The sequence below is a fragment of the Bacillus sp. Leaf49 genome (assembly GCF_001426125.1).
Classification (GTDB): domain Bacteria; phylum Bacillota; class Bacilli; order Bacillales; family Bacillaceae; genus Bacillus; species Bacillus altitudinis.
Map to the genome: position 1 here is coordinate 119,544 of NZ_LMRK01000002.1, position 22,786 is coordinate 142,329.

The following is a 22,786-nucleotide window of genomic DNA, read 5'->3' on the forward strand; positions in this document are numbered from 1 at the left end:
GACTCAACACACATACTTCTAAGCAAAAGGGCGGGAAGACATGGAACAAGCAAAAGATCAGTCACAACAATATCAACGAAAAATGACAAGCCGTCACCTGTTCATGCTTTCTTTAGGTGGCGTGATTGGCACAGGACTCTTTTTAAGCTCAGGATATACGATCAATCAGGCCGGACCTGCGGGAACGATTTTGGCTTATCTGGTTGGGGCATTAATTGTGTACCTCGTGATGCTCTGTTTAGGTGAACTGTCTGTCGCAATGCCGGTTACAGGCGCTTTTCACACATATGCAACAAAATACATTGGGCCCGGCACTGGCTATACAGTGGCTTGGCTTTATTGGTTGACATGGACCGTGGCACTTGGTTCAGAATTTACAGCGGCAGGTCTTTTAATGCAGCGCTGGTTCCCGGACACATCGGTTTGGATGTGGAGCGGTGTTTTTGCGCTTCTCATCTTTTTACTCAATGCTTTTACAGTTAAGTTTTTTGCAGAATCGGAATTTTGGTTTTCTAGCATTAAAGTCATGGCTATTATTCTCTTTATTATTCTTGGCGGAGCGGCGATGTTTGGATTGATTCCACTAAAAGGCGGTGAGGCCGCTCCGTTCTTCTCTAACTTCACTGGAGATGGGGGTCTCTTCCCAAACGGCTTTTTACCGATATTAATGACCATGCTGGCTGTTAATTTTGCTTTTTCGGGTACTGAGCTGATTGGGATTGCTGCGGGGGAAAGTGTCAATCCAGATGAGACCATTCCCCGCGCGATTCGCACGACTGTGCTACGTCTTGTCCTGTTTTTCGTCGGAACGATCGTGGTCTTAGCCGGCTTAATTCCAGTAGAAGAAGCCGGGGTGATCAAAAGTCCTTTCGTTGTGGTATTTGACCGCATCGGTATTCCTTATGCGGCAGATTTCATGAATTTTGTCATTCTGACAGCGATTTTATCTGCTGCAAACTCAGGGCTATATGCCTCATCTCGCATGCTATGGTCCCTTTCTGAAGAACGAACATTACCTAAAAAGCTGGCAAAATTGACGTCAAAGGGAATTCCTTTGAATGCACTCATTTTGAGTATGATTGGGGGCATTCTCTCTTTGCTATCGAGTGTCATCGCACCTGAAACGGTGTATCTGGTTCTTGTTTCAATCTCTGGACTCGCCGTTGTTGTTGTATGGATGGGAATTGCAGCTTCACAATTCATGTTTCGCAAAAAATTCTTACAGGATGGCGGACAGCTTCATGATTTATCTTTCCGAACCCCGCTCTATCCGGTGGTTCCGATTGCTGCCTTCCTCCTATGCCTTGCATCTGTGATCGGCATTGCTTTTGATCCAAATCAGCGTATTGCTCTTATCTGCGGTATCCCTTTTATCTCACTCTGCTATGCTGCCTATTACGTGACAACATGGATTCAGAAAAAACGAGAAAACCCTGGTGTATAGCACCAGGGTTTTTGTTTGTCCCAAAAAAGGATATCACTAACTGACATCCTTTTTTCTATGAAAACGACAGGCTTGCGCCAAGTCTCTTCTTCTAGCAAATTAGTAACGTGATGTATATGCCAAATGGTACACACTTGTCACATTTGAAGATAGCGTGATGTCGTTTGAAGTGAAAGTCACTGGAACGATATCGTAGTAATGTGTAGACCAGCCTGCATTATTGTATGTACGGTAGCCTGCACCTGCAGGAACTTGAATCGTTAGTGAAAATTGTCCATTCTCGTCTGTTGTACCTGTCGCTGTTTGAGCATATGATTTGATTGCTGCTTCGAAATAAAGCTGAATTGGCTGATTCGCCATGAGTTGACCACTTGTGTCCTTTAATGTTCCTTTAAAAGTAGCTGGATAATATGAACCTACACGATATTTACTGCCAGAACCGTAATTGACCATACCACCGTCTGCTGCTGTGACGCCTGTTACTTGTACGGATGCTGGTACTGCTCCTGTTTCCTCTGCATGTGCAAAGCTTGGGAAAACGAGAAGCAATGATAGAAAGAAAGCAAACATGATTTTTTTCATCGATAAATCCTCCTTTTTTTTCCTACTATATTACTATCGACAGTTATTGTCATTTTTCCAGTAAAAAACAAAAAACTTCCCTTTTTATTCAAAAGGGAAGCTACAAGACTATTTTTTCACAACAACTTTCACTGCTTTACTTTCTCTTTTTCTCACATCTGAAGCCGTCACATACAAGACGGTTTTGGCTTTTTGCGGCTTGATTTTAGCCGTAAATGCGCCTTTGGTATTGGTTTTGACCGTTTGAATGACTTTCTTTGATTTGTTCTTCACCTTGATTGTCAAGCCTGCACCCGCAGTTCCTTTGACCGTTTTACTTTTCACTGTTACTCGATTCACCTTTGGCTTTGCTGGCGCTTTGCCCTTTTTCACGACCGTTTTGAGCGAAGTTGCAGCCTTTCCTTTTGATATCTTGATGTGAAGCACTTTATTTTTGTTTTGATGCTTGATCTTCACACTAAAGGTTCCCTTTTTGCTTGCCGTGCCTTTTCCAAGCAGGGTTTTGCCTCTATACACAGAAATGGCAGCGCCGGCTTTCGCCTTTCCTGTCACCTTTTGATGCTGATCTTCTACTTTGTTAACTGATGCGTTTAATTCAACAGCACTTAACGCGGCAAAAGCATTGAGTCTGCCATGTCCTGTCATCCAATCGATACCCGGAATTTTCGGATCAACAACAGGCTCGTCATATTCATCATAGAAAATGTCATCTGTTCCATCAACAGCTTTAAATGAAATATCATCCGCTGTATTTTGTAAAATATTTCTCACTTGATTTGGTTTCAGGGTTGGATTTTTAGAAAGCAGTAATCCTGCTGCTGCTGCAACATACGGTGTAGCCATTGATGTCCCGCTCAGGTATGAAACATTCCCATCAGGCATTAAGCTTGGGATATCAGACCCTGGTGCAGACATGCTTAATCCTTTCCCATAGCTTGAGAATTCAGCGGCAATATCCATGCGATTGCTTGCCCCAACTGCCATGGCGTACTTGGAAGTCGCAGGATAACCCATTTCTGGAATGCCATCGTTTCCGCTCGCCACTACCACTAATACATTTTTTTGTGCAGCATAGTTCATCGCATATTCAATGACCTTGCTGTAGTAGCCGCCAAGGCTCATGTTGATGACCTTTGCACCTTTGTCCACTGCATGTTTAATGCCAAGAGCAATATGCTCTGTATCTCCATTTCCATACGCATCCAGCACTTTGACTGGGATGATCCCTGTATGTTGATTCAGCCCTGCCATGGAGTAATGATTGTCGGCTTTTGCTGCAATAATACCTGCCACATGGGTACCGTGGCCATTGTCATCAATTGCATCTTTATTACGGCCAATGAGATTGGCACCTAAGTCTGTGCGAACCGTTCCGCTTAAATCGGACAAACGGCTGTCGACACCTGTATCCACAACAGCGATTAACGTTTGCTTCATTTTGCTTGTGCCAATCAATGTATTCATTTGTTCAAACTTCACATCAGCGCCTTTTTTCCCACTGTTCTGCGCACTGTTTTTCAGCGGCCACTGGTAACTATACTGCGCGTCATTGCTGAGCGCACGATACGTTTGTACAGGCTCTGCAAATTCAACATTCGGCATACTAGAAAGCTTTCTCGCCGTGCTTTTGATCACAGCTTTGCCTGCTTTCAGCGTTTTGCCAGCTGATTCTTTCCCTGCCGGTACATCATAAACATACATTCCTTTAAATAAAGGATTTACTGACTGAGATGTCACACGGTTTTCTTGAATTCCGTAGCTTTTCATTTTCTTTTTTGCGGATTGAAGCGTTTGTCCATCCTTTAATTTAAAGATGATTTTGTTTGTGTTGACCTTTTCTTCTGGAACAAGCTTTTGTTTCTCTAATACATAACCGATCGATTTTCCTTCAAGCTGATCGATTCCTACTTTTTGCTCCACTGCTTCTAATTCCTTTTTTAAATAGGCTGGACTTGCCTCTTTGAGCATATCAAAAAGGGAACGGATCGCCTGTTGCTCTTTCTCTGTGACGATATGACCGCTGAATGCACCATTTTTCTCTACGTCATTCAGCAATGATTTTAATGTAAGCAAATGATTGTACACCGTTTGCTGCTTTTTTTGATTGTTGATGAGTTTAGATTTGAGAAACGGCTTTGTTTTTTGTAGCAGACGTGTAAGCTTCTGACCATCGGCTGTTTCATTGAATCGTTTGTCTTCGATCGTACGAATGGATTGTAGAATTTCACGTCCATGCTTTTTCTCAATAATGATGATCGTTGGTTCTTCTTCTTCAGGGAAAATCGGTTCAGATGGCGGGAGATTCGCGCCTTTATACCCGATTGTATATGCTGCATCCTCTTCCTCATCACGACTGTCTTCCTCTGAACCTAAATACAGCACTTTGACATAGTAAGGACCTGACCATGCATGCGGGAAGTTGATTTCTGTCTCTCCACTTGCTGTGTCCACACGATATCTCGAATAAGTGTCATCCTTCATCGCTCTATCCTTACTTGGGTAGACCGATACAGATAACACTTGTTTGCTTTTGACAGAAATTTGCATATGTGTATGTTTTGCCACATCATCTGCAGATGGCGTAATTTGGTACCATGACTCTTCTTTTTCATTCTGTAATGTACCTGAAATGACTTCACCATCTTTCAACCCAATGGCTTCATTGACACTTGTGCCTTTACTAACTGCTGATGCCTCGTACCCAGGTAATGCAGCCATACATAGAATGATGGCCATGAGTACAACCACACAGGATTTGACCTGCTTTTTAAACATGAAAAGACCCCCTTATCTTTTACAATACCTTGGAAGAATATCACAGAATCCTTTTTAGTAGAATCTATTTTTGACATAATTAAACTCGTTTTAAGCTAGGATTTGAGATATTCAGATGACTAGTCTGTTCGCTTCATAAACTTTTTGCCATTTCAAACGGAAAATGATGCTATTTAACCATGTCGAAAAGTACATTACAATCAAATTGTAAGCGCTTAACAAACAAGAGAGAAGGGATCAGCTTGTTCCAAAAAGATCATGTTTTTACACAAGTAAACGGTCGATCAAAGAATGAGATTTTACAATACATTTCCGAGAAAGCTGAAGACCTTCACATTACAGATGATCAGTCAGGGTTATTAACAGATTTGTTGAAACGCGAAGACGAAGTCTCAACAGGACTTCAGCAAGGTTTTGCGATTCCTCATACAAAAAGCTCTGCTGTTCAAACGGCTTCACTTCTCTTTTTAGAACTTGAACAACCCATTGAATGGGGAAGCTTCGACGATTTGCCAACAAGCTATTTATTTACACTGCTCGTTCCACTAGAAGAGGCCAATGTCACACACCTCAAATTACTGTCTGGCATTGCCACAAGTTTAATGGAGCCTGCTTTCATCGAAAAGATTCAACCCGGTCAAACAGCAGACTATTATTACGAAGTCATTGAACAACAATTGAAAGAGGGGATTACACAATGAAAATTGTCGGTGTCACTTCATGCCCAGCAGGGTTAGCTCATACACCAATGGCAGCAAAAGCATTAGAGAATGCGGGTAAACAGCTTGGACACGAGATTAAAATCGAACAACAAGGAATTATGGGACAGGTGAATGGCATTACAGCAGAGGAAGCCAAGCAGGCAGACCTTTGCATTATCGCCTCCAATCAGCATATTAACGACGCTGAACGCTTCTCAGGTATTCCTACTGTTCGTGTCGAAATCGGACGCGCCCTAAAAAATGCCGAGCAAATCATCACAAAAGCCGTTGCGCTGGTTGAAAAGAAAAAATCTGAATCCCAATAAACAAGAGCAATGCCATATAGAAAGGAGCAAAGCAGAATGAAAGCAAAATTAAAAGTCATTGAAGGCCACCTCATGACCGGTATTTCTTATATTCTTCCGGTGATCATCGGAGCTTCACTTATCGTTGGTTTAGCCAAACTAGTCGGGCTAGGTTTTGGTGTGTCAGATTTAAACGCCTATAAAGATGCAGGAGGCATTTTACATGGTGCCTATTTGATGGAACAGGTTGGCTGGACAGGCATTGGCTTAATGAACGTACTGCTCGCTGGCTTTATTGCCTATTCAATTGCAGATAAATCTGGTCTTGCGGCCGGCTTTATCGGCGGAGCTCTTGCCAGCTCAACAAATGCTGGTTTTATCGGCGCCGTCATTGCAGGTTTCTTTGCCGGATATGTCGCTCTCTTTGTGAAAAGAAAAATTCAAATTCAAGGCTCCGCAGCTGGACTCGTCCCTCTGCTCATCTTACCGCTCATTACTGTTGGCTTAACCGGACTTCTCATGTCCGTTCTGCTAGGCGGTCCATTAGGGGCTTTGAACACCGCATTAATTGAATGGATCAAAGGCATGGTCGCAGATGGAACAAGTACACTCGCACTTGCTCTCATTCTAGGTGCAATGATTGGCTTTGATCTTGGCGGCCCAGTGAATAAATCAGCTTGGATGGCTGGTAACGCGCTCTTCCTATCAGGTGTCTATCTTCCTGCCATTCTCGTCAATATCGCGATTGTCATTCCTCCGCTTGGATACGGGCTTGCGACATTAATTCGAAAACGCAACTTCTCTCCTACCTTCAGAGAAGCTGGACGAGGCGGCCTTGTGATGGGGATTATCGGGATTACAGAAGGAGCCATTCCCTTTACACTCGTCAATCCTTTGAAATTGATTCCGCTGAATGTCGTCGCTTGTGCTGCAGGAAGCGGGGTTGCTGCCTTATTAGGTGTCCATGACATCATGCCGCCAATTGGTGGACTATACGGATTCTTTTCAGTAGGAAACTGGTGGGCGTATTTAATCGGCGCACTAACTGGCGCACTTGTTATTGGAATTGGTGCCAACCTACTTGTGAACTTCTCTGAGAAAAAAGAACCCCAAAAGCCCGAACATGATCAGAAGCAGAAAGAAGAAGATGATTTTGACCTTGTGCTAGAAGGATAATTTGAACAAAGAAAGGTGTCGTTACACAATGACTGTCAATGTACATGTGATTCCACATACTCACTGGGACCGGGAATGGTATTTTACCACCTCCCGCTCCCGTATCTACTTAATGAAAAGCGTAATGGACATATTGGACACCCTCGAAACAGATGAACGGTTCCATTACTTCATGCTCGATGCACAAGCATCCTTGCTAGATGATTACTTGAAATGGCGCCCAGAGGATGAAAATCGAATCAAACAGCTCGTCACAGCAAAACGCCTCATCATCGGTCCTTGGTATACACAAACGGATCAGCTCGTTATTTCTGGGGAATCGATTGTACGAAACCTGCAATATGGGATTGAGCGCTGTCAGCAGTTCGGACATGTCATGAAGGTCGGTTATGTCCCTGATTCCTTCGGTCAATCTGCACAAATGCCTCAAATTTATCAAGGCTTTGGAATTGTCGATACAGCCTTTTGGCGCGGCGTTTCTGATCATATGACGAATCATACAGAATTTAATTGGCGCGGGGCTGATGGCAGTGAAGTGTTTGCAGTGAATCTGCCATTTGGCTACTACTACGGAGGAAATATTCCTGAGAAGGATGAAGACCTGCAAGCCTTTCTTTCTGAAAAAATCGGGGCGCTGCAAGCAAAAGCCACGACAAAGAATGTCTATTTCCCAAATGGCTTTGACCAAGCGCCTATTCGTAAAAACCTGCCTGACTTATTAGAAAAAGCCAATGAAATAGACGAGCACCACTATCAAATCAGCAGTTTAGAAGACTACATTGCAGCAGTGAAAAAAGAGCGGACTTCTTTTGAGACATTAGAAGGAGAGCTTATTCATGCCAAGCATATGCGAATTCATAAGTCTATTTTTTCAACAAGAGCAGATTTAAAAATCTTAAACAACCAAATTGAAAACTATCTTGTCAATGTGATGGAGCCGATCCTTACAATCAGCTATTCACTCGGACATGACTATCCGCATGACACGGTGCGTGATATTTGGTACCTCATGTTTGAAAATGCAGCGCATGATAGCATTGGCGGCTGTAACAGTGACACGACGAATCAAGATGTCTTCTTCCGCTACAAGCAGGCAAAAGAAATCGCCGAGAATCTGGTGGACTTACACATGCGTCTCATCGCCATCCGGCTGCAAACTGAGCAAGAAATCACGTTCACTTTATTTAACACACTGCCTTCAAAGCGCTCTGAAGTCATTGAAGTCGAAACCTTTATCACAGAACGTCCATTTACACTAAAAGACGCTGATGGACGAACTCTTCACTACACAGTCAAAAGCAAAACCGATGTGACAGATTATGTCTTAGCACAGCAGATTTCACTTAACCCAAGCAAAGAGGTGTACATGCCAAAGCAAGTATGGAAAGCTGTTTTACTCATTGAAGCAGTCGACTTGCCATCCGTTGGTTATACACAAGTCGGCATGGTTTTCGATGAATCTAGTGAATCCATTTTGGAAAAAACAGAAGGTCGTATCATTGAAAATACGTTTTACCGCATTACAGCAAATGACAATGGGTCATTAGAAATTACGGATAAACAGACTGGACGAACGTTCTCTGAGCAAATGATCTTTGAAGACAACGGAGATGATGGGGATTCTTATAACTATTCACCACCGCGTGAGGATCTGTATGTGTCATCCAAGGATCTTTCTTCGACAGACATCACAGTGTCTAAAAGCGGCTTGCAAGAAGAGCTCACCATCCAGCTTACTCTCACGGTTCCATATGACTTAGAAGAGCGCTCTCAGCAAGCAGTCACGACTTCTCTCCCGATTACAGCGAAGGTGGCATTAAACAAAGATGAGCCTGTCATCCGTTTTCATGTCGATGTCGACAATCATGCGTTAGATCATCGTCTGCGTGTCCTCTTTGATACAGGTATCGCATCAAAAGTATCATTGAGCGATCAGCAGTTTGGAACCATCGAACGCCCAACTGAGCTCACGCAAGAGCTTGAATGGTGGAGCAATGAACATTGGGAAGAAAAACCGATCACCATTGAACCGATGCAATCCTTTACTGCACTTCGTGATGAAGCATACGGTGTCGCGCTGTTGACGGACTGCGTGAGAGAATACCAGATCACAGGAGAAGACTACACAACGATCGCGTATACACTCTTCCGCTGTTTCGGAAAAATGGGGAAAGAAAACCTTCTTTACCGTCCCGGCCGGGCTTCTGGAGAAAAAATCGTGGAAACACCTGACGCCCAACTTCAAGGATCGCTATCATTCTCCTTTGGCATGCACTATAGCCAAGAAGCGGTAAGTGAAGGACACTTGGCTCAGCTTGCTAAACGTTACACCACCCCGGTTCAGTGCTACGAGCGGGCAGACTTTTTAAACGGTCGTTTAATTTTCTCTTTCCGAGATGAAAAAGAAGACTTACAATCTACTTATAGCCTGCTTGACATTGAAACAGACGGGGCCGTTCTAAGCGCTTTGAAAAAAGAAGAGCATGGAACAGGCATTGTCATTCGTCTCTTCAATCCATATTTAACACGTCAAACAGCCGCTTCAATCAATAGTTCATCTCTACAACATGGAGAAACAGCGAATTTAGGCGAAACACCTGAAGGACATATACTGAAAGCACAACATGGATCATTACACATTGAACCGCTCACACCTTGTCAGGTACAAACCTACATTGTAAAGAAAAAATGAACATGTAGGGGCGGGATCCATTTGGATTCCGCCCCTCTTTAATGGAGGGCATTGATCATGCGAATTGGAGGCATCGAAGCAGGCGGTACAAAATTTGTCTGCGGCTACGGAACAACAGACGGAACGATTGAACATATGACTTCCTTTGCAACACGGAATCCAGAAGAAACATGCCGGCAAGTGATCGAATACTTTACAGAGCATTCAGTTGATGCGATTGGCATAGGCGCATTCGGACCTGTCGATGTAAAAGAACACAGCCCCAGCTATGGAACGATTCTCGAAACACCCAAAACAGCTTGGCGCCGATTTCCATTACTCTCAACCTTAAAACGAGCACTCGGTCTCCCTATGAAGCTTGATACGGATGTGAACTGTGCGGCGCTCGGTGAAGCTCGTTTTTCAACAGAAACAGACAGACCAAATTCCTTGATCTATATCACGGTTGGGACGGGAATCGGCGGCGGTGCCTATATTGAAAACCGCCTCATTCACGGACTGCTTCATCCAGAAATGGGACATATCACCGTTCAGCGCCACCCTCATGACACCTATGGGGGCTGCTGCCCGATCCATCATGATTGTTTAGAGGGATTGGCATCTGGACCTGCCATAGAAGGCCGCTATCATACATTGGCACAAATGCTGCCAGAGGAGCACCCTGCCTGGTTACTTCAAGCTTATTATCTTGGGCAAATGACCGCAAATTTATTACTCACTCTTTCACCAGAACGCATTATATTTGGTGGAGGTGTCATGAAACAGCCGGCCTTGCTGCCGCTCATCCTTGAAGAAACAGACAAACGTCTTCATGGTTACTTACAATTACCAAAGCCATTAAATGAAATCGTCACAAAGCCTTCCTTTGACGGATTATCTGGTTTAATGGGCGCCATCGCCCTTGGAGCTGATGCCTTAAAGGAACAAGGAGCGGCGCAATGATGATGACGGCAGATACTCGAACCTACCAGCTCATTCAGCGGCTATTTGAAACGAAAGGGTTCGTGAAGCTGGAGGAGCTCACTGCCTCTTTTCGCTTATCTGACCGTTCCATCCGCAATCTAATCAAAGAAGCAAACGAGCTGTTAACACAAGCTGGAGCCATGATCAAGACCATCCGCGGGAAAGGGTATACGCTCTTAACAAGTGACCAAGACGCTTTCCTGCTTTGGCTCCATCAGCAAAAGCTTCCTGCCCGCTCTCTCGTACCCGTCATGCCAGAAGAGCGCATACGATTTATGATGAGAAAACTATTGCTTCAATCAGACTACTTAAAAATTGATCAATTAGCAGAAGAATTGTTCATCAGCCGTATGACGGTCAGCAGTGATTTAAAAAAAGGACGGGAGCTGTTAGCCCGTTACGGTATGACCCTTGTCTCAAAGCCTGGATTTGGCTTAAAAGTAGACGGATACGAATTGCAAAAAAGGACGTGCTACGCAGACTTACTGCTTGAAGAAGAACCCGCCCTATCTCATATAACTGAGCGGGAACAGCTTCATTTCCCTGACATTTCACTTGAAACCATTCGATCCATTGTGCTGACAAATCTATATCAAGAATCACTGCTCATTAAAGATATTGCCCTAAAGAATTTAGTGATTCACTTAGCGATTGCCATTCAACAAACGCAAAAAAAACAGCGGATACCCGCCAGTACTACTCACACACAAAGACCGCCAGTGTTAACAAGAATCGCTCAAAAGATCACGCATCAAATAAGCGACACGTTTCATGTCACCTTATCAGAGGATGAAACAGATTACTTGGTGATGCATCTCTTAGCGAATCAAACGTGGAAAGAAATTGATGAGCACCAAACGACAGAAGAAGTACGTCAGGCGGTGACACGATTTCTCCAGCACATTGAAAAAACAAGCGGTCATCGTTTTGTAGATGACGATATCCTGCGTCAAGATTTGATGCTGCATATGAAGCCATTATTAAATCGAATTCAATACGGCGTGTCTTTACAAAATCCGCTTTTGCATGAGATCAAAACATCTTACCCTTATCCGTTTGATTTGGCCGTCAGCGGACTCAATGCCTTACAGCTGGTGCGGACGCCAAATGAAGATGAAGCGGCATATGTTGCCTTACATATTGCTGCTTCATTTGAAAGAAGTCATCTTGACACCTCACAAAAAAAGAGGGCCATTATTGTATGCGGGTCTGGACTAGGAACGGCACGTCTGCTTGAAATTAAATTGAAGGCGGCCTTTCAACATGAGCTTGAGATTGTTGAGCTTTATTCTTATCAGGATTACGCTTTTAGCACCACTTTGCCATGTGATGTGATTATTACAACCGTACCTCTCGCACCAAAGGGGAAACCAATCATTCAAGTGAATGCTTTTTTTGAACATCATGATGTCCAGCGTGTGAGTGAGGTCATTCACCTGTTAAACGGACACGGTGCCCCTTCGCAGGAGCTGATGGCTTTTTTCCAAGAACGATTGACCTTGTTGGATGTGAACCTTTCAAGCAAAGAAGAGGTATTAGATACGCTTTGCAGCCGGCTGGAGGCGTATCAGCTTGTTTCATCTTCTTTTCGTTCCTCCGTGCTGGAGCGGGAGCAAATGTCATCGACCTATCTTGGCAAGGGGATTGCAATGCCTCACCCGCTCATCACAAATGAAGGCACCTCCTGCGTGGCAATTGCACGATTGAAACAGCCAATTGATTGGCAGGGCGATCAAGTATCTCTGATTTTCTTGTTAGCCATTCAGAAAGATGACGCTGCCTGCATGAATCAATTTTTTGAACAAGCTGTCGATTTGTTAGACAGTCCTGACCGCCTTCACTCCTTGACACATGCAAGGACATTTGATGAGCTGATGCATGTCCTGTTTCAATAGCACATAAGGCCGCCCAAGTGAAATCGGGCGGCCTTTTATTCATCTATTCCTCACATACGAATCAATCGTATATGACATTTTTTCCTTCTTCCCTTAACTTTTTCAACGACGTCAGCATATGGTTGATTTCTTCATCGGAATGTCTTTCCCAAGCGCCTAATTCTGCGACAATTTTCAAAGGGGATTTCGATCGATAGGAACGGGTCGGGTTACCGGGAAATTTTTTGTCAGTCAAATTCGGATCGTCTTCAAACTCGCCTGTCGGTTCTACAACATAAATTCTCTCTTTTGCATCAGACCGGGCTAATTCAGCTCCCCATTTGGCTGCGTTTAATGTTCCAGTAAAATAGATGTGGTTCGATTGTTTATCCTGATAGTTGGATAAATGCAACGGTTCAAGCAGGTCCCCAATCTTCAATTCCGCTTTCGTCCCATGAAAAAACGGCCCAGGATCTAAAACATCTTTCTTGTCATTCATACAGCCACATCCCTTATCGTTTTTGACTTGCGTATAACAGTATACGGGCTGATGTGGGCGGAAAACAGTCTATAAATGAGATGAAATTCGGGGTATAATGATAGTAGAGAGTAAGATGTGATCGGTAAACTCCAGCAAGTTGAAAAAACAGCAAGCATACATACAAAGCAGTCTTCTTGAAAGAGATAAAAAGCTGTTAGACGCCATAAAAGCCAAAGAGACGTTTGACGTTTTATGTGGTTGGCGTGTTGGCACATAATCAATTAAATTCTTCAGGAAGGGTGTAATGAGAGAATGAAAGATAGAGATAAGATTTGTCATATATATGCTCAAAAAAGTTGGCATATGGATTCTTATATTATTGGTAATCGTGAGGGTTTAATAGAATTAAAGAGTGCTATTGACCAAGCATTGAAAAGTAATGTTGGTCAAGCTGAATTGTTTCCATCAGATTTAGAGGATTATACAACTTACGTTGCTTTAGTTGATGATAAAGAAGAGTTGGATTCTCTTATTATGCCTTACACTGATGAGGATAATGATGATGAAAACTTGATACATCCAGTTGATATAGTTACAAGTCATGAAGAGAAAAAAACCCCTAAAAATTAGGGGTTTTTTAGTGTGATATTGTTACTTCCCGATGTTCTCTCCATTTTGCTCGATCAATGTTTCATACCAATAAGAGCTCTTTTTCCGAATTCTCTTCAGGTCTTTCAGGTCAAATTCATCACGGTTGACGTAGATAAAACCGTAGCGTTTTGAGCAGCCTTGGTGTGTACTGATTAAGTCGATGGCTGACCATGGGCAGTACCCGAATACCTCAACACCGTCAGTGATCGCCCATTTGATTTGTTCGATATGCTTTTCTAAATAGTCAATTCGATAATCATCTTGAATCGATCCATCTTCTTCTAATTTGTCGAATGCACCCAATCCGTTTTCCGTGATAATAAGGGGCAGCTGATAACGGTCATAAATCTCACGCATCGTTGATCGGAAGCCGACAGGGTCAATCTCCCAGCCAAATGCATTTTTACTTAAGAACGGGTTGTTGCCGCCTTTGTATACGCCATCTTCACCAGATTTTAAATGCTGATCTCCGCCGCGAGCAAATTCATCATTGCCATCTCCTTTACTCGCTTCAACCGTTTGAGATGTGTAGTAGTTAAAGGCAATGAAGTCTGGCTTTGCACTTTTCAAAATATCCATATCTCCCTCTTCAATCACAGGAAGAATGTCTTTTTCCTTCATGTATGCCCATGCAAGGTTGTTATAACGACCGAATACCGCCATATCAAGATATAGCCAGTTGCGGATCGCATTGTAATTAGCCGCAGCAATGACATCCTCGGGTTTTGGAGATGCCGGGTAAATAAGGGCGATGTTTGGCGCTGGTCCGATTTTCGCCTCAGGCAGCAAACGATGACAAAGCGTCATGGCTTTCGCCTGTGCCACAAGCATATGGTGGTTCTGCTGATATAGTTCTTTTTTCGGATTTTCTAAGTTTGGATCCAGTGTACCTAAAGCTGATCCATGTAAGATCATCATGTTTTGTTCATTAATCGTCAGCCAATATTTTACCTTCTCGCCATACTCCTGGAACAAAACCTCCGCATAACGTTCAAACGCATCGACTGTCGAACGATTTGACCAGCCGCCTTTCACTTGAAGCGCATGAGGCAGATCAAAGTGATACATCGTCACAATTGGTTCAATGTCATAGTGGCGCAATTCATCAATGAGAGAATGGTAGAAGTCAATTCCCTTTTGATTGATCTCCCCATCTCCATCTGGAATGATACGTGTCCATGCAATGGAGAAACGATAAGCTTTCAAGCCCATTTCTGCAAACATCTTCACGTCCTCTTTATATCGATGATAGTGATCGCTGGCTACCTTAAAATCAGTTGTTCCTTCAGGATAGCTTTCTCTCATATCAATGACTGAAGGTCCCTTGCCATCCTCGTTCCATGCACCTTCTACTTGATAGGCGGAAGTCGATCCGCCCCAGAAAAAGTCTTTTGGAAATGGTGCTAGTGTTGAATATCTCATGATTATGTCCTCCCTTTCTTAAACTAAGTGTAAAAATGATTGTCCTGGTGTCACTTGTTTTTCTTCTGTCTCAATGATATCGCTAAATTCACCGGAATTGGTAATAATCACAGGTGTTGTGACAGAAAGACCTGCTGCTTGAATGGCCTCAATATCAAACTCCGCAAGCAGTTCACCTTCTGTAATGGTTTGGCCCTGCTCAACCTTCGGCGTAAAATGACGGCCCCCAAGTTGTACAGTATCCAGTCCAATATGAATGAGTACTTCTGCTCCGCTTTCAGAGGTGAGACCGTATGCATGTCCTGTTGGGAATACCGTTGTCACGACTCCAGTTACTGGTGCAAACAACTTGCCTTCTGATGGAATAATGGCTGCGCCCTTACCTAAAGCGCCAGATGAGAAGGCTTTATCTTGCACCTCTTCTAGCTTGATGACTTCGCCAGATAAAGGACTTTTCACATGAGCTGCTTTGACACCATGTTCATTTTCAGATGCTGGTGCAGAACTAGTTGCAGGAGCATCTTCTTCATCCACAGGATCTTTGAATCCAATCAAATAGGTTAAGACGATTGAAAGGACAAATGAAACGGAAATTCCGATTAAGAATCCTGTAAATCCTTGACCATAGAAGATCGGAAGTGTCAGTAAACTCGGAAGACCTGATGCGATCGCAATACTTTGTGAATAACCGATAATGGCACCACCGACACCGGCAGAGATCACCGCTGCAATAAATGGTTTTTTCAAACGAAGTGTGACGCCGTATACAGCAGGTTCTGTAATTCCAAATACAGCAGAAACCGCTGTCGATCCAGCTAATGATTTCAGCTTTTTGTTCTTTGTTTTCAGCATAACACCGATGGAAGCACCGGCTTGTGAAAATACAGCTGGCGCAGTGGCCGGCTTAATATGATCTTTTCCATGAACCGCAATATTATTTAAAATGACTGGCACAAGCCCCCAATGGATACCGAAGATGACAAGAACCTGCCATGCCATCGCAATTAAAGCACCGGCAAGTGTAGGGCTAAAGGAGAATACTTTCAGCAGGACGGCTGCAATTCCATTCCCTGCATACACACCAAATGGTCCAAATACGATCAGTGTCAGTGGAACGACCGTGACCAGTAAAATCAGTGGTGTAATAAAGTTTTTCACACTTTCATGAATGACTTTGTTAAAGAAACGTTCGATATATCCCATCACAAACACTGCCAAAATAATCGGGATAACCGTTGATGTATAAGACATTAAGACAACCGGAATGCCGAAGAACGACACATCTCCGCCGCCTTTTGTGAGCTCTTGAATAGTCGGGTAGATCAGTGCACCTGCAATCGTCACAGCGACAAATGGATTCGCTTTAAACTTCCTAGCAGAAGTGAATGCGAGCAGCAGCGGCAGGAAGTAGAACAAGCTGTCTGATGCGGCAAATAAAATTTGATACGACGTATCTTCAGGAGATAACCATTTTGCATTGATACAGATGCCTAGAAGTCCTTTTAAAATACCGGCACCCGCCATGACACCTAGAAGCGGTGTGAAAATTCCAGAAACAATGTCGACGAATTTTCCGAAAAGACTTGTACTTTCTTCACTTGATCTAGCAGATGAAGAAGTGGAATCCTCTAATAGATTCGTAAACTCCCCAATCTCTCGATATACCTCTGGTACGGTGTTGCCAATGACCACCTGAAACTGGCCGCCGCTTTCCATGACAGTCACCACACCATTTAATTTTTCAATGGCTGCTTTATCTGCTTTTGATCTGTCATTTAATGTGAAGCGAAGTCTTGTGGCACAGTGAACCAATGAATGAACATTTTTCTCTGTCCCGATATGTTTGATAATGTCTTCTGCTAATTGACGATGACTCATACAAAAACCCCCTTTTTTTCAAAAAAATACGTTTTTAGGCAAAATAAAAACCTAAACGGGCACCAAAAATAGTCGCAACTTGCTATTGCGCTTTTTCAGTGAACGTTTAGGTTTTGCCTGCCGAACAGTCACAATCCTCTAAGACGATCATTGTGAAACCGTATTCTTTTATGTTTATGAGCAAATAGTACCACTCACTTTTTATAATGTCAACGCTTTCTTTTAAAATTCTATCTTTATTTTTCTCGTTTGATGAGTCGATTCAAATGAATCGATAGATAGAGCATCTCCTCTGATGTCAGGTCGCGATGATACGTTTGATACACATATTCCGCGATTTTCTTTGCACATTCGTACGCCTTCGGATATTTCACTTTAATCAGCTGATATAAATCTTGATCTTCACTGACGAGTAACGTTTCGTTGATGAGACGCTGTACGAAAAAGCGTAAATGTGTGAGAAAGCGATAAAAGTTGAGCGAGTCTTCATCAAATTCCATGTTCAGATGATATTTCACAATGGTCAGTATGGCATTCACTTCTTTCGTGATATTGACCGTTGTATTCATGTCTTCATTGAGCTCTGCATTAATGATATGCATAGCAATAAAGCCCGCTTCATCTTCAGGCAGTTCAATATGAAGACGATCTTCAATCATCTCAAGGCATTCCTTCGCCACGAGAAACTCATCTTTGTATAAACGTTTAATCTCCCAAATCAGCGAATTCTCAATCAAGTGGTTTTTCTTTAATCGTTCAATGGCGTAATGAATATGGTCTGCCAGCGATACATGCAGACTTTCGTTTAATCTTCGGTTCAGCTTTGTATGTGCGTATTGGATCATTTCCTCGGTCACCTTGACGACATCATACGGAACCTCTTGAAGCAGCATTTTCATCCGCTCATGAACGGAATGATCCTCTAGGCGGAACACTTTATCAATTAACGCCTCGTCCACCGGGTCGCCGGGACGTCTTTGAAAAGCGATGCCTCTGCCCATGACGACGATTTCTTTTCCTTGTTCATCTATCACACTAATGACATTATTGTTTAGAACCTTTTGAATCTGCATCTCCAAACACCTCCGTCTATAACCAGCCATCTACACTCAAAATATGCTCTCATCTTAACACAACTGTCAAATCACTTGGCGTTTTTATCTGACTTTTGAAATAGATTTCACGATATTTTCACTTCCTTCTTGCTGGTCTGATCCTCCCTCGGCCAGCATACAATACCCCGAGGAGGTGACCTTCGATGAAGGCTTTTTTCTGGTCAGCATCTTTTTTATTCATGTTCATTCTGACTCTCTTTATTCTAGGTATTGTTTTTTGGCTTAGTGGACAAGGCTTAGATCAGCTATGGAGATATGCGCTTATCTGTCTTGTGACAGCCACCGTTCTACACGGCGTTACCACTTGGCTAAAGCAGCATGTCATGCATCATCTATCCAAATAAAAAGGCTGCCCTCCGTATTCAGGCAGCCCTTCCGTTATTCTTTAGATGAGGCGGCTTCTTTCTGAGAAGCACGCAGTTCATCATTGATTTTTTTCGCATCTTCTAAAAACTCTGTTTCAAATCCACTTTTGAGTGCCCACATATAAAATAACAACGCCACAACTGCGATAAGTGCCATATCCCAGCCATAATGAATGACGTTATACCCGCCAAATTTATCACTGCCGAGACAAGAAATCGTCATCATCACAAGCAAATACACAACCATCCAAGCACCTGCTTTAAAGTGACGGCCAAAGCCCTTCCACTTCGCTTTTGCTTGATAGTAAAAATAGATTGGCAGACCGATGAGAATAATGAACAGCACCTGACCCGTCAGCGGCCATCTCGCCCAGTACAGTGTCAATGATGCAAAGACAAAACCAAGCGGAGCAATGATGCTGAGTCCTTTAATTCGCAGTGGACGATATAAATCTGTGCCCGTCTTTCTCAGCGTCATGACTGTCACAGGTCCTGTCAAATAGGAAATCAGGGTCGCCACAGAGATAATTTCAGCGAGAACCCCCCATCCTCTAAACAAAAACAGAAAGATAAACGATACGCCTAAGTTAAAAAACATCGCTGGACGAGGCACACCGTAAATTGGATGCAGACGGCCAAGTACACTCGGCATGTACTTGTTTTTTTCCATCCCATAAATCATACGAGACGTCGTCGCCGTATACGTAATCCCTGTACCAGAAGGAGAAACGAACGCATCTGCATATAAAATAAGGACAAGCCAGTTGATTCCTAACGCAATGGCAAGGTCAGCAAATGGCGAGTTGAAATTCAAATGCCCCCAGCCATTCACAATCATTGATGGATCGACAGCGCCAATAAAAGCGATTTGCAGCAGCACATAAATGACCGTTGCAATCAAAATCGATCCAACAATGGCGATTGGAATCGAACGCCCTGGATTTTTCGCTTCTCCTGCCATATTAATCGGGCTTTGGAAGCCATTAAAAGCAAACACAATCCCCGATGTTGCCACAGCTGTGAGCACACTCGCCCAGCCGTTCGGCGCAATACTTGTTCCAGAAGTAAAATTCTCACTATGAAAACCTACGAATAAGAGCGCACCAATTGTTAATCCTGGAATGATAATTTTAAAAACCGTAATGAATGTATTCGCCTTTGAAAACAACCCAACTGTCCAATAATTGAGCAGAAAATAAATCACCAGCAGCACACTTGCCACCATGAGCCCCTCGGTCGTCAAAACCCCTTTTGTGACCAAATGGCTTGTCCACTTTGCCCACTCCCAAGGCCATGAGCTCATGTATTGAACGGAGGCCACTGCCTCAACAGGAATCACTGAAACAATGGCGATCCAGTTTGCCCAAGCGGCGATAAATCCGATAAAAGAGCCATGTGAATATTGCGTATATTTGACCATTCCGCCTGCCTCTGGAAACATCGACCCGAGTTCACTATAAGACAATGCGATAAATAAAATAACAACCATCCCGATCAACCATGACAAAATAGCAGCAGGGCCGGCAATTTGAGCAGCCCGCCACGCACCAAAGAGCCATCCCGAACCAATGATTGAGCCAAGACCTACCATCATTAAAGCGAAAGTTCCCATCCTACGATGCAAATGATTCATGTTCATAACACCTTTCGATTAAAATACAGAGCATGTGTCGAGCAAGCGCCTTTCTTTTATAGCAGCTCACCTTTCATTCCATTGGCAAATACTTTCCGATCTGAACTTTTATCTTTGTTCATTTTTTTGCCTGTTATATTATCTCTCAATTCTCCATTTTCTGAAATAGTCGAACATGCTTATTTCAAAAGAAAGCGCTTTTTCAACTGTTCAATCTATTAGACTGATTAACTACCTTTACCCTTATTTTGAAAAAAACAAAACAAAAAAGAAAGAGGAAATGACTTCCTCTTCCCTTTGAACACGTATCATTCAAAGAAAAAAGGATAAAAGGGAGACCCTCTTATCCTTGTGAGATTGCTTGTTCTTTTTCAATGACAGCTAGTCTTTCTTGAACTTCTTCTTCAGATAAATTGTGCTGTTTCACATAAAGGTTACGTTCGCTTGTGCGGCATTCATGGCTGCAGCTGCGCATATATTTATGCTCGCTTTCTTCTGTTGCAATCATTTTGCGGTTACATGCAGGGTTCGCACAGTTCACATAACGCTCGCAAGGTTCGCCAGTGAAGAAATCTTTTCCTACTACGACGTGCTCTGTTTGATTGACTGGAACCGTTAGGCGGTTATCAAACACATAACATTGACCGTCCCATAGCTTTCCTTGAACTTCTGGGTCTTTTCCGTACGTGACAATTCCACCATCAAGCTGGGATACATCTTCAAAGCCTTCACGCTTTAACCACCCTGAGAATTTCTCACAACGTACGCCGCCTGTGCAATACGTCAGAATTTTTTTCCCTTCAAGAATCTCTTTGTTGTCACGAATCCACTCAGGTAATTCACGGAATGTCTCAATGTCAGGGCGCACAGCACCTCTGAAGTGACCGACATCAAACTCATAATCATTACGTGCATCAATCACGACCGTATCAGGTGATTGCATTTGCTCGTAAAATTCAACTGGGCTGAGATGTTTTCCCGTTAATTCTAGCGGATTCACATCGTCTTCAAGACTTAAATTCACCAATTCATTTCGGTGGCGGACGTGCATTTTCTTAAACGCATGACCATCTGCTTCGTCAATTTTAATTGGCATGGACGCAAAGCGTGGATCTTCTTTCAATGCTTGCATGTACTTGTCCGTCTGCTCAATGGTACCAGACACGGTTCCGTTTATGCCTTCAGATGAAACAAGAATACGACCTAACAAACCAAGTTCCTTACAGAATGCTAGATGCTCTGCTGTAAATGTTTCTGGATCCTCAATGGGGACATATTGATAGTAAAGTAATACACGATATTGTTTTTCCATATATATAAACACCTCTTAAATTTAATCAAAACATACCATTTTATATCATACAGGAAATACATACCTTAAGGCAATGTCAGTAGTTCAATTCCATAAAACGGAAGGGTCTATGGTCTCATATTGTTCGATTATTTGACAGAACTTTCTGTAAAATGAGATGATTTAAGAACTATATGATTTCGTAAAGGAGCATAAGTCAATGATCCAGCCAGAAGATATCGTCAGAAGCGGTCCTAACCAGTTTATTTCTCAAAAGGGGATTTATCATGAAATCGAGTCATTTGTTACTCCCTTTCAGTCACCAGCTATAGTGACAGGATATGACTCATATCAAGCCTTTTCACAGTACACAAAGCTTCCATCCGAGTGGCCTGTTGTTCAGCATAAAGGTTACAGTTCACCAAATGCGATCACACGAATTGCGGAAGAACTCAAGAGTTCAGACGTGATCATCGGGATCGGTGGGGGCACGATTTTAGATACAGCGAAGTCTGTTGCCGACGCTCTCCAAATTGAAGTGATCATGGTGCCGACGATTCCTGGGACATGTGCGGCTTCTACACCGCTCAGCGTCATTTATGATGACAAGGGAAATTTCATGAGGGTCGACTATCATAAGCGGTCCAGCTATCTCACGTTAATTGATCATACTTTTTTGCTTTCATCTCCTCTTTCCTATCTCCAAAGCGGAATTGGGGATACGCTGGCAAAATGGTATGAAGCGGAAGCCATTATTCGTAACACAAAAGGCACCTTGCCGCTCATGGTACATGCTGCATTAAAGCAGGCAGTGTACGTTCGTGACATTCTTCTGACTCATAGTGAAGAAGCCGTTAGGAGTTTAAAAACAGGTCAGCTTTCTCAAGCCTTTGCAGATGTAACAGATACGATCATTACGTTAGCCGGAACAGTCGGCGGCTATGGAGGACGTTATGGCAGAATGGCAGGAGCCCATGCCGTTCATAATGGATTAACATTTATTGATGAAACACATCATGTGTTACATGGACAAAAAGTGGCCTATGGCATTCTCGTTCAGCTTGCTGCAGAAAACCGTATGACGGAAGTAGAAGAATTACTTGAGCTTTATCAAACACTCGGATTACCTATAACGATGCGTGATCTTGGCATCACAGCTCAGCTAGAGGAAGCAGCACATACAGTGGCAAACCATGCTGCACGTAAAGATGAAACCTTTTGTTTGATTGGAGACTATACCAAAGAGCAAATTGTCGACGCCATTCAAATCATTGAGACCTATCAGCCTCAAAAGACGGTCTGAACATAGGGGCAAATAAAAAAGCACAGGCATCGGGACTGACCCCAAAAGATGAGACAAATAAAAAACACCTTCAAGTTTGAAAACGGATCGTTGTGATCCGAAATAAAACATGGAGGTGTTTTTTCTATGGGGACA

18 protein-coding genes are annotated in these 22,786 nt (G+C 43.1%); 10 read left to right on the forward strand and 8 right to left on the reverse strand.

Annotated features, from left to right (window positions below; genetic code table 11):
• Positions 1 to 40 precede the first annotated feature (40 nt).
• Positions 41 to 1,444 carry an S-methylmethionine permease gene (mmuP, locus tag ASG46_RS03260; RefSeq protein ID WP_056703100.1) on the forward strand — a complete coding sequence of 468 codons (1,404 nt, stop codon included), beginning with the start codon at positions 41 to 43 and terminating at the stop codon, positions 1,442 to 1,444.
• A 99-nt stretch (positions 1,445 to 1,543) separates the two neighbouring features.
• Here the strand turns inward: mmuP and ASG46_RS03265 are convergent, their stop codons facing one another.
• Both ASG46_RS03265 and ASG46_RS03270 read right to left on the reverse strand, forming a co-directional pair.
• On the reverse strand, positions 1,544 to 2,026 hold the full coding sequence (locus ASG46_RS03265; protein WP_007498435.1) for a hypothetical protein: 483 nt from the start codon (positions 2,024 to 2,026) through the stop codon (positions 1,544 to 1,546).
• Positions 2,027 to 2,134: 108 nt separating this feature from the next.
• Entirely contained in the window at positions 2,135 to 4,801 is a 2,667-nt protein-coding gene (locus ASG46_RS03270) for a S8 family peptidase (protein WP_056703104.1), read from the reverse strand.
• 242 nt (positions 4,802 to 5,043) lie between these two features.
• Here ASG46_RS03270 and ASG46_RS03275 point away from each other — a divergent pair, with 242 nt between their 5' ends.
• The 6 genes from ASG46_RS03275 to ASG46_RS03300 are packed head-to-tail and all read left to right on the forward strand — an operon-like array spanning position 5,044 to position 12,533.
• Positions 5,044 to 5,502, forward strand: a complete 459-nt coding sequence (locus ASG46_RS03275) for a PTS sugar transporter subunit IIA (RefSeq protein WP_007498437.1) — start codon at positions 5,044 to 5,046, stop codon at positions 5,500 to 5,502.
• Positions 5,499 to 5,828, forward strand: a complete 330-nt coding sequence (locus ASG46_RS03280; RefSeq protein ID WP_007498438.1) for a PTS fructose transporter subunit IIB — start codon at positions 5,499 to 5,501, stop codon at positions 5,826 to 5,828. Before ASG46_RS03275 ends, ASG46_RS03280 begins: the two co-directional genes overlap by 4 nt.
• A gap of 36 nt (positions 5,829 to 5,864) precedes the next feature.
• Positions 5,865 to 6,983: a PTS fructose transporter subunit IIC gene (locus ASG46_RS03285; RefSeq protein ID WP_017358746.1), complete on the forward strand. Its 1,119-nt coding sequence runs from the start codon at positions 5,865 to 5,867 to the stop codon at positions 6,981 to 6,983.
• A gap of 28 nt (positions 6,984 to 7,011) precedes the next feature.
• The gene (mngB, locus tag ASG46_RS03290; protein WP_056703107.1) at positions 7,012 to 9,675 is read left to right on the forward strand and encodes a mannosylglycerate hydrolase; all 2,664 of its coding nucleotides are present in this window, start codon (positions 7,012 to 7,014) and stop codon (positions 9,673 to 9,675) included.
• 57 nt (positions 9,676 to 9,732) lie between these two features.
• Positions 9,733 to 10,617 (forward strand): ROK family protein, encoded by an 885-nt coding sequence (locus ASG46_RS03295; protein WP_056703111.1) that lies wholly within the window; start codon positions 9,733 to 9,735, stop codon positions 10,615 to 10,617.
• Entirely contained in the window at positions 10,614 to 12,533 is a 1,920-nt protein-coding gene (locus tag ASG46_RS03300) for a BglG family transcription antiterminator (RefSeq protein WP_045034646.1), read from the forward strand. The genes ASG46_RS03295 and ASG46_RS03300 overlap by 4 nt, the downstream gene beginning before the upstream one ends.
• Positions 12,534 to 12,594: 61 nt before the next feature.
• Here the strand turns inward: ASG46_RS03300 and arr are convergent, their stop codons facing one another.
• Positions 12,595 to 13,011 (reverse strand): NAD(+)--rifampin ADP-ribosyltransferase, encoded by a 417-nt coding sequence (gene arr / locus ASG46_RS03305; RefSeq protein ID WP_041508172.1) that lies wholly within the window; start codon positions 13,009 to 13,011, stop codon positions 12,595 to 12,597.
• Between the two features lie 294 nt (positions 13,012 to 13,305).
• Between arr and ASG46_RS03310 the strand changes: the two genes are divergently transcribed.
• On the forward strand, positions 13,306 to 13,623 hold the full coding sequence (locus tag ASG46_RS03310; RefSeq protein ID WP_035390595.1) for a hypothetical protein: 318 nt from the start codon (positions 13,306 to 13,308) through the stop codon (positions 13,621 to 13,623).
• A gap of 21 nt (positions 13,624 to 13,644) precedes the next feature.
• Here ASG46_RS03310 and ASG46_RS03315 read toward each other — a convergent pair whose 3' ends face one another.
• From ASG46_RS03315 to licT, 3 genes are all read right to left on the reverse strand, one after another.
• Positions 13,645 to 15,066, reverse strand: coding sequence for a glycoside hydrolase family 1 protein (locus ASG46_RS03315; RefSeq protein ID WP_056703114.1), 1,422 nt, complete (start codon positions 15,064 to 15,066; stop codon positions 13,645 to 13,647).
• 18 nt (positions 15,067 to 15,084) lie between these two features.
• Positions 15,085 to 16,944, reverse strand: a complete 1,860-nt coding sequence (locus ASG46_RS03320; protein WP_056703117.1) for a beta-glucoside-specific PTS transporter subunit IIABC — start codon at positions 16,942 to 16,944, stop codon at positions 15,085 to 15,087.
• Positions 16,945 to 17,180: 236 nt separating this feature from the next.
• Positions 17,181 to 18,017, reverse strand: coding sequence for a BglG family transcription antiterminator LicT (licT, locus tag ASG46_RS03325; RefSeq protein WP_008343858.1), 837 nt, complete (start codon positions 18,015 to 18,017; stop codon positions 17,181 to 17,183).
• A gap of 185 nt (positions 18,018 to 18,202) precedes the next feature.
• On the opposite strand from licT, the gene ASG46_RS03330 reads away from it, so the two are divergent.
• Positions 18,203 to 18,403 (forward strand): hypothetical protein, encoded by a 201-nt coding sequence (locus ASG46_RS03330; RefSeq protein ID WP_035390601.1) that lies wholly within the window; start codon positions 18,203 to 18,205, stop codon positions 18,401 to 18,403.
• Between the two features lie 34 nt (positions 18,404 to 18,437).
• Here the strand turns inward: ASG46_RS03330 and ASG46_RS03335 are convergent, their stop codons facing one another.
• A complete protein-coding gene (locus ASG46_RS03335; protein ID WP_056703121.1) occupies positions 18,438 to 20,057 on the reverse strand; it encodes an APC family permease in 1,620 nt (539 codons plus the stop codon).
• 343 nt (positions 20,058 to 20,400) lie between these two features.
• Positions 20,401 to 21,369, reverse strand: coding sequence for an oxygen-dependent tRNA uridine(34) hydroxylase TrhO (trhO, locus tag ASG46_RS03340; RefSeq protein WP_007498459.1), 969 nt, complete (start codon positions 21,367 to 21,369; stop codon positions 20,401 to 20,403).
• Positions 21,370 to 21,568: 199 nt separating this feature from the next.
• Here trhO and ASG46_RS03345 point away from each other — a divergent pair, with 199 nt between their 5' ends.
• Positions 21,569 to 22,651, forward strand: a complete 1,083-nt coding sequence (locus ASG46_RS03345; protein WP_056703124.1) for an iron-containing alcohol dehydrogenase family protein — start codon at positions 21,569 to 21,571, stop codon at positions 22,649 to 22,651.
• Positions 22,652 to 22,786: the final 135 nt, after the last annotated feature.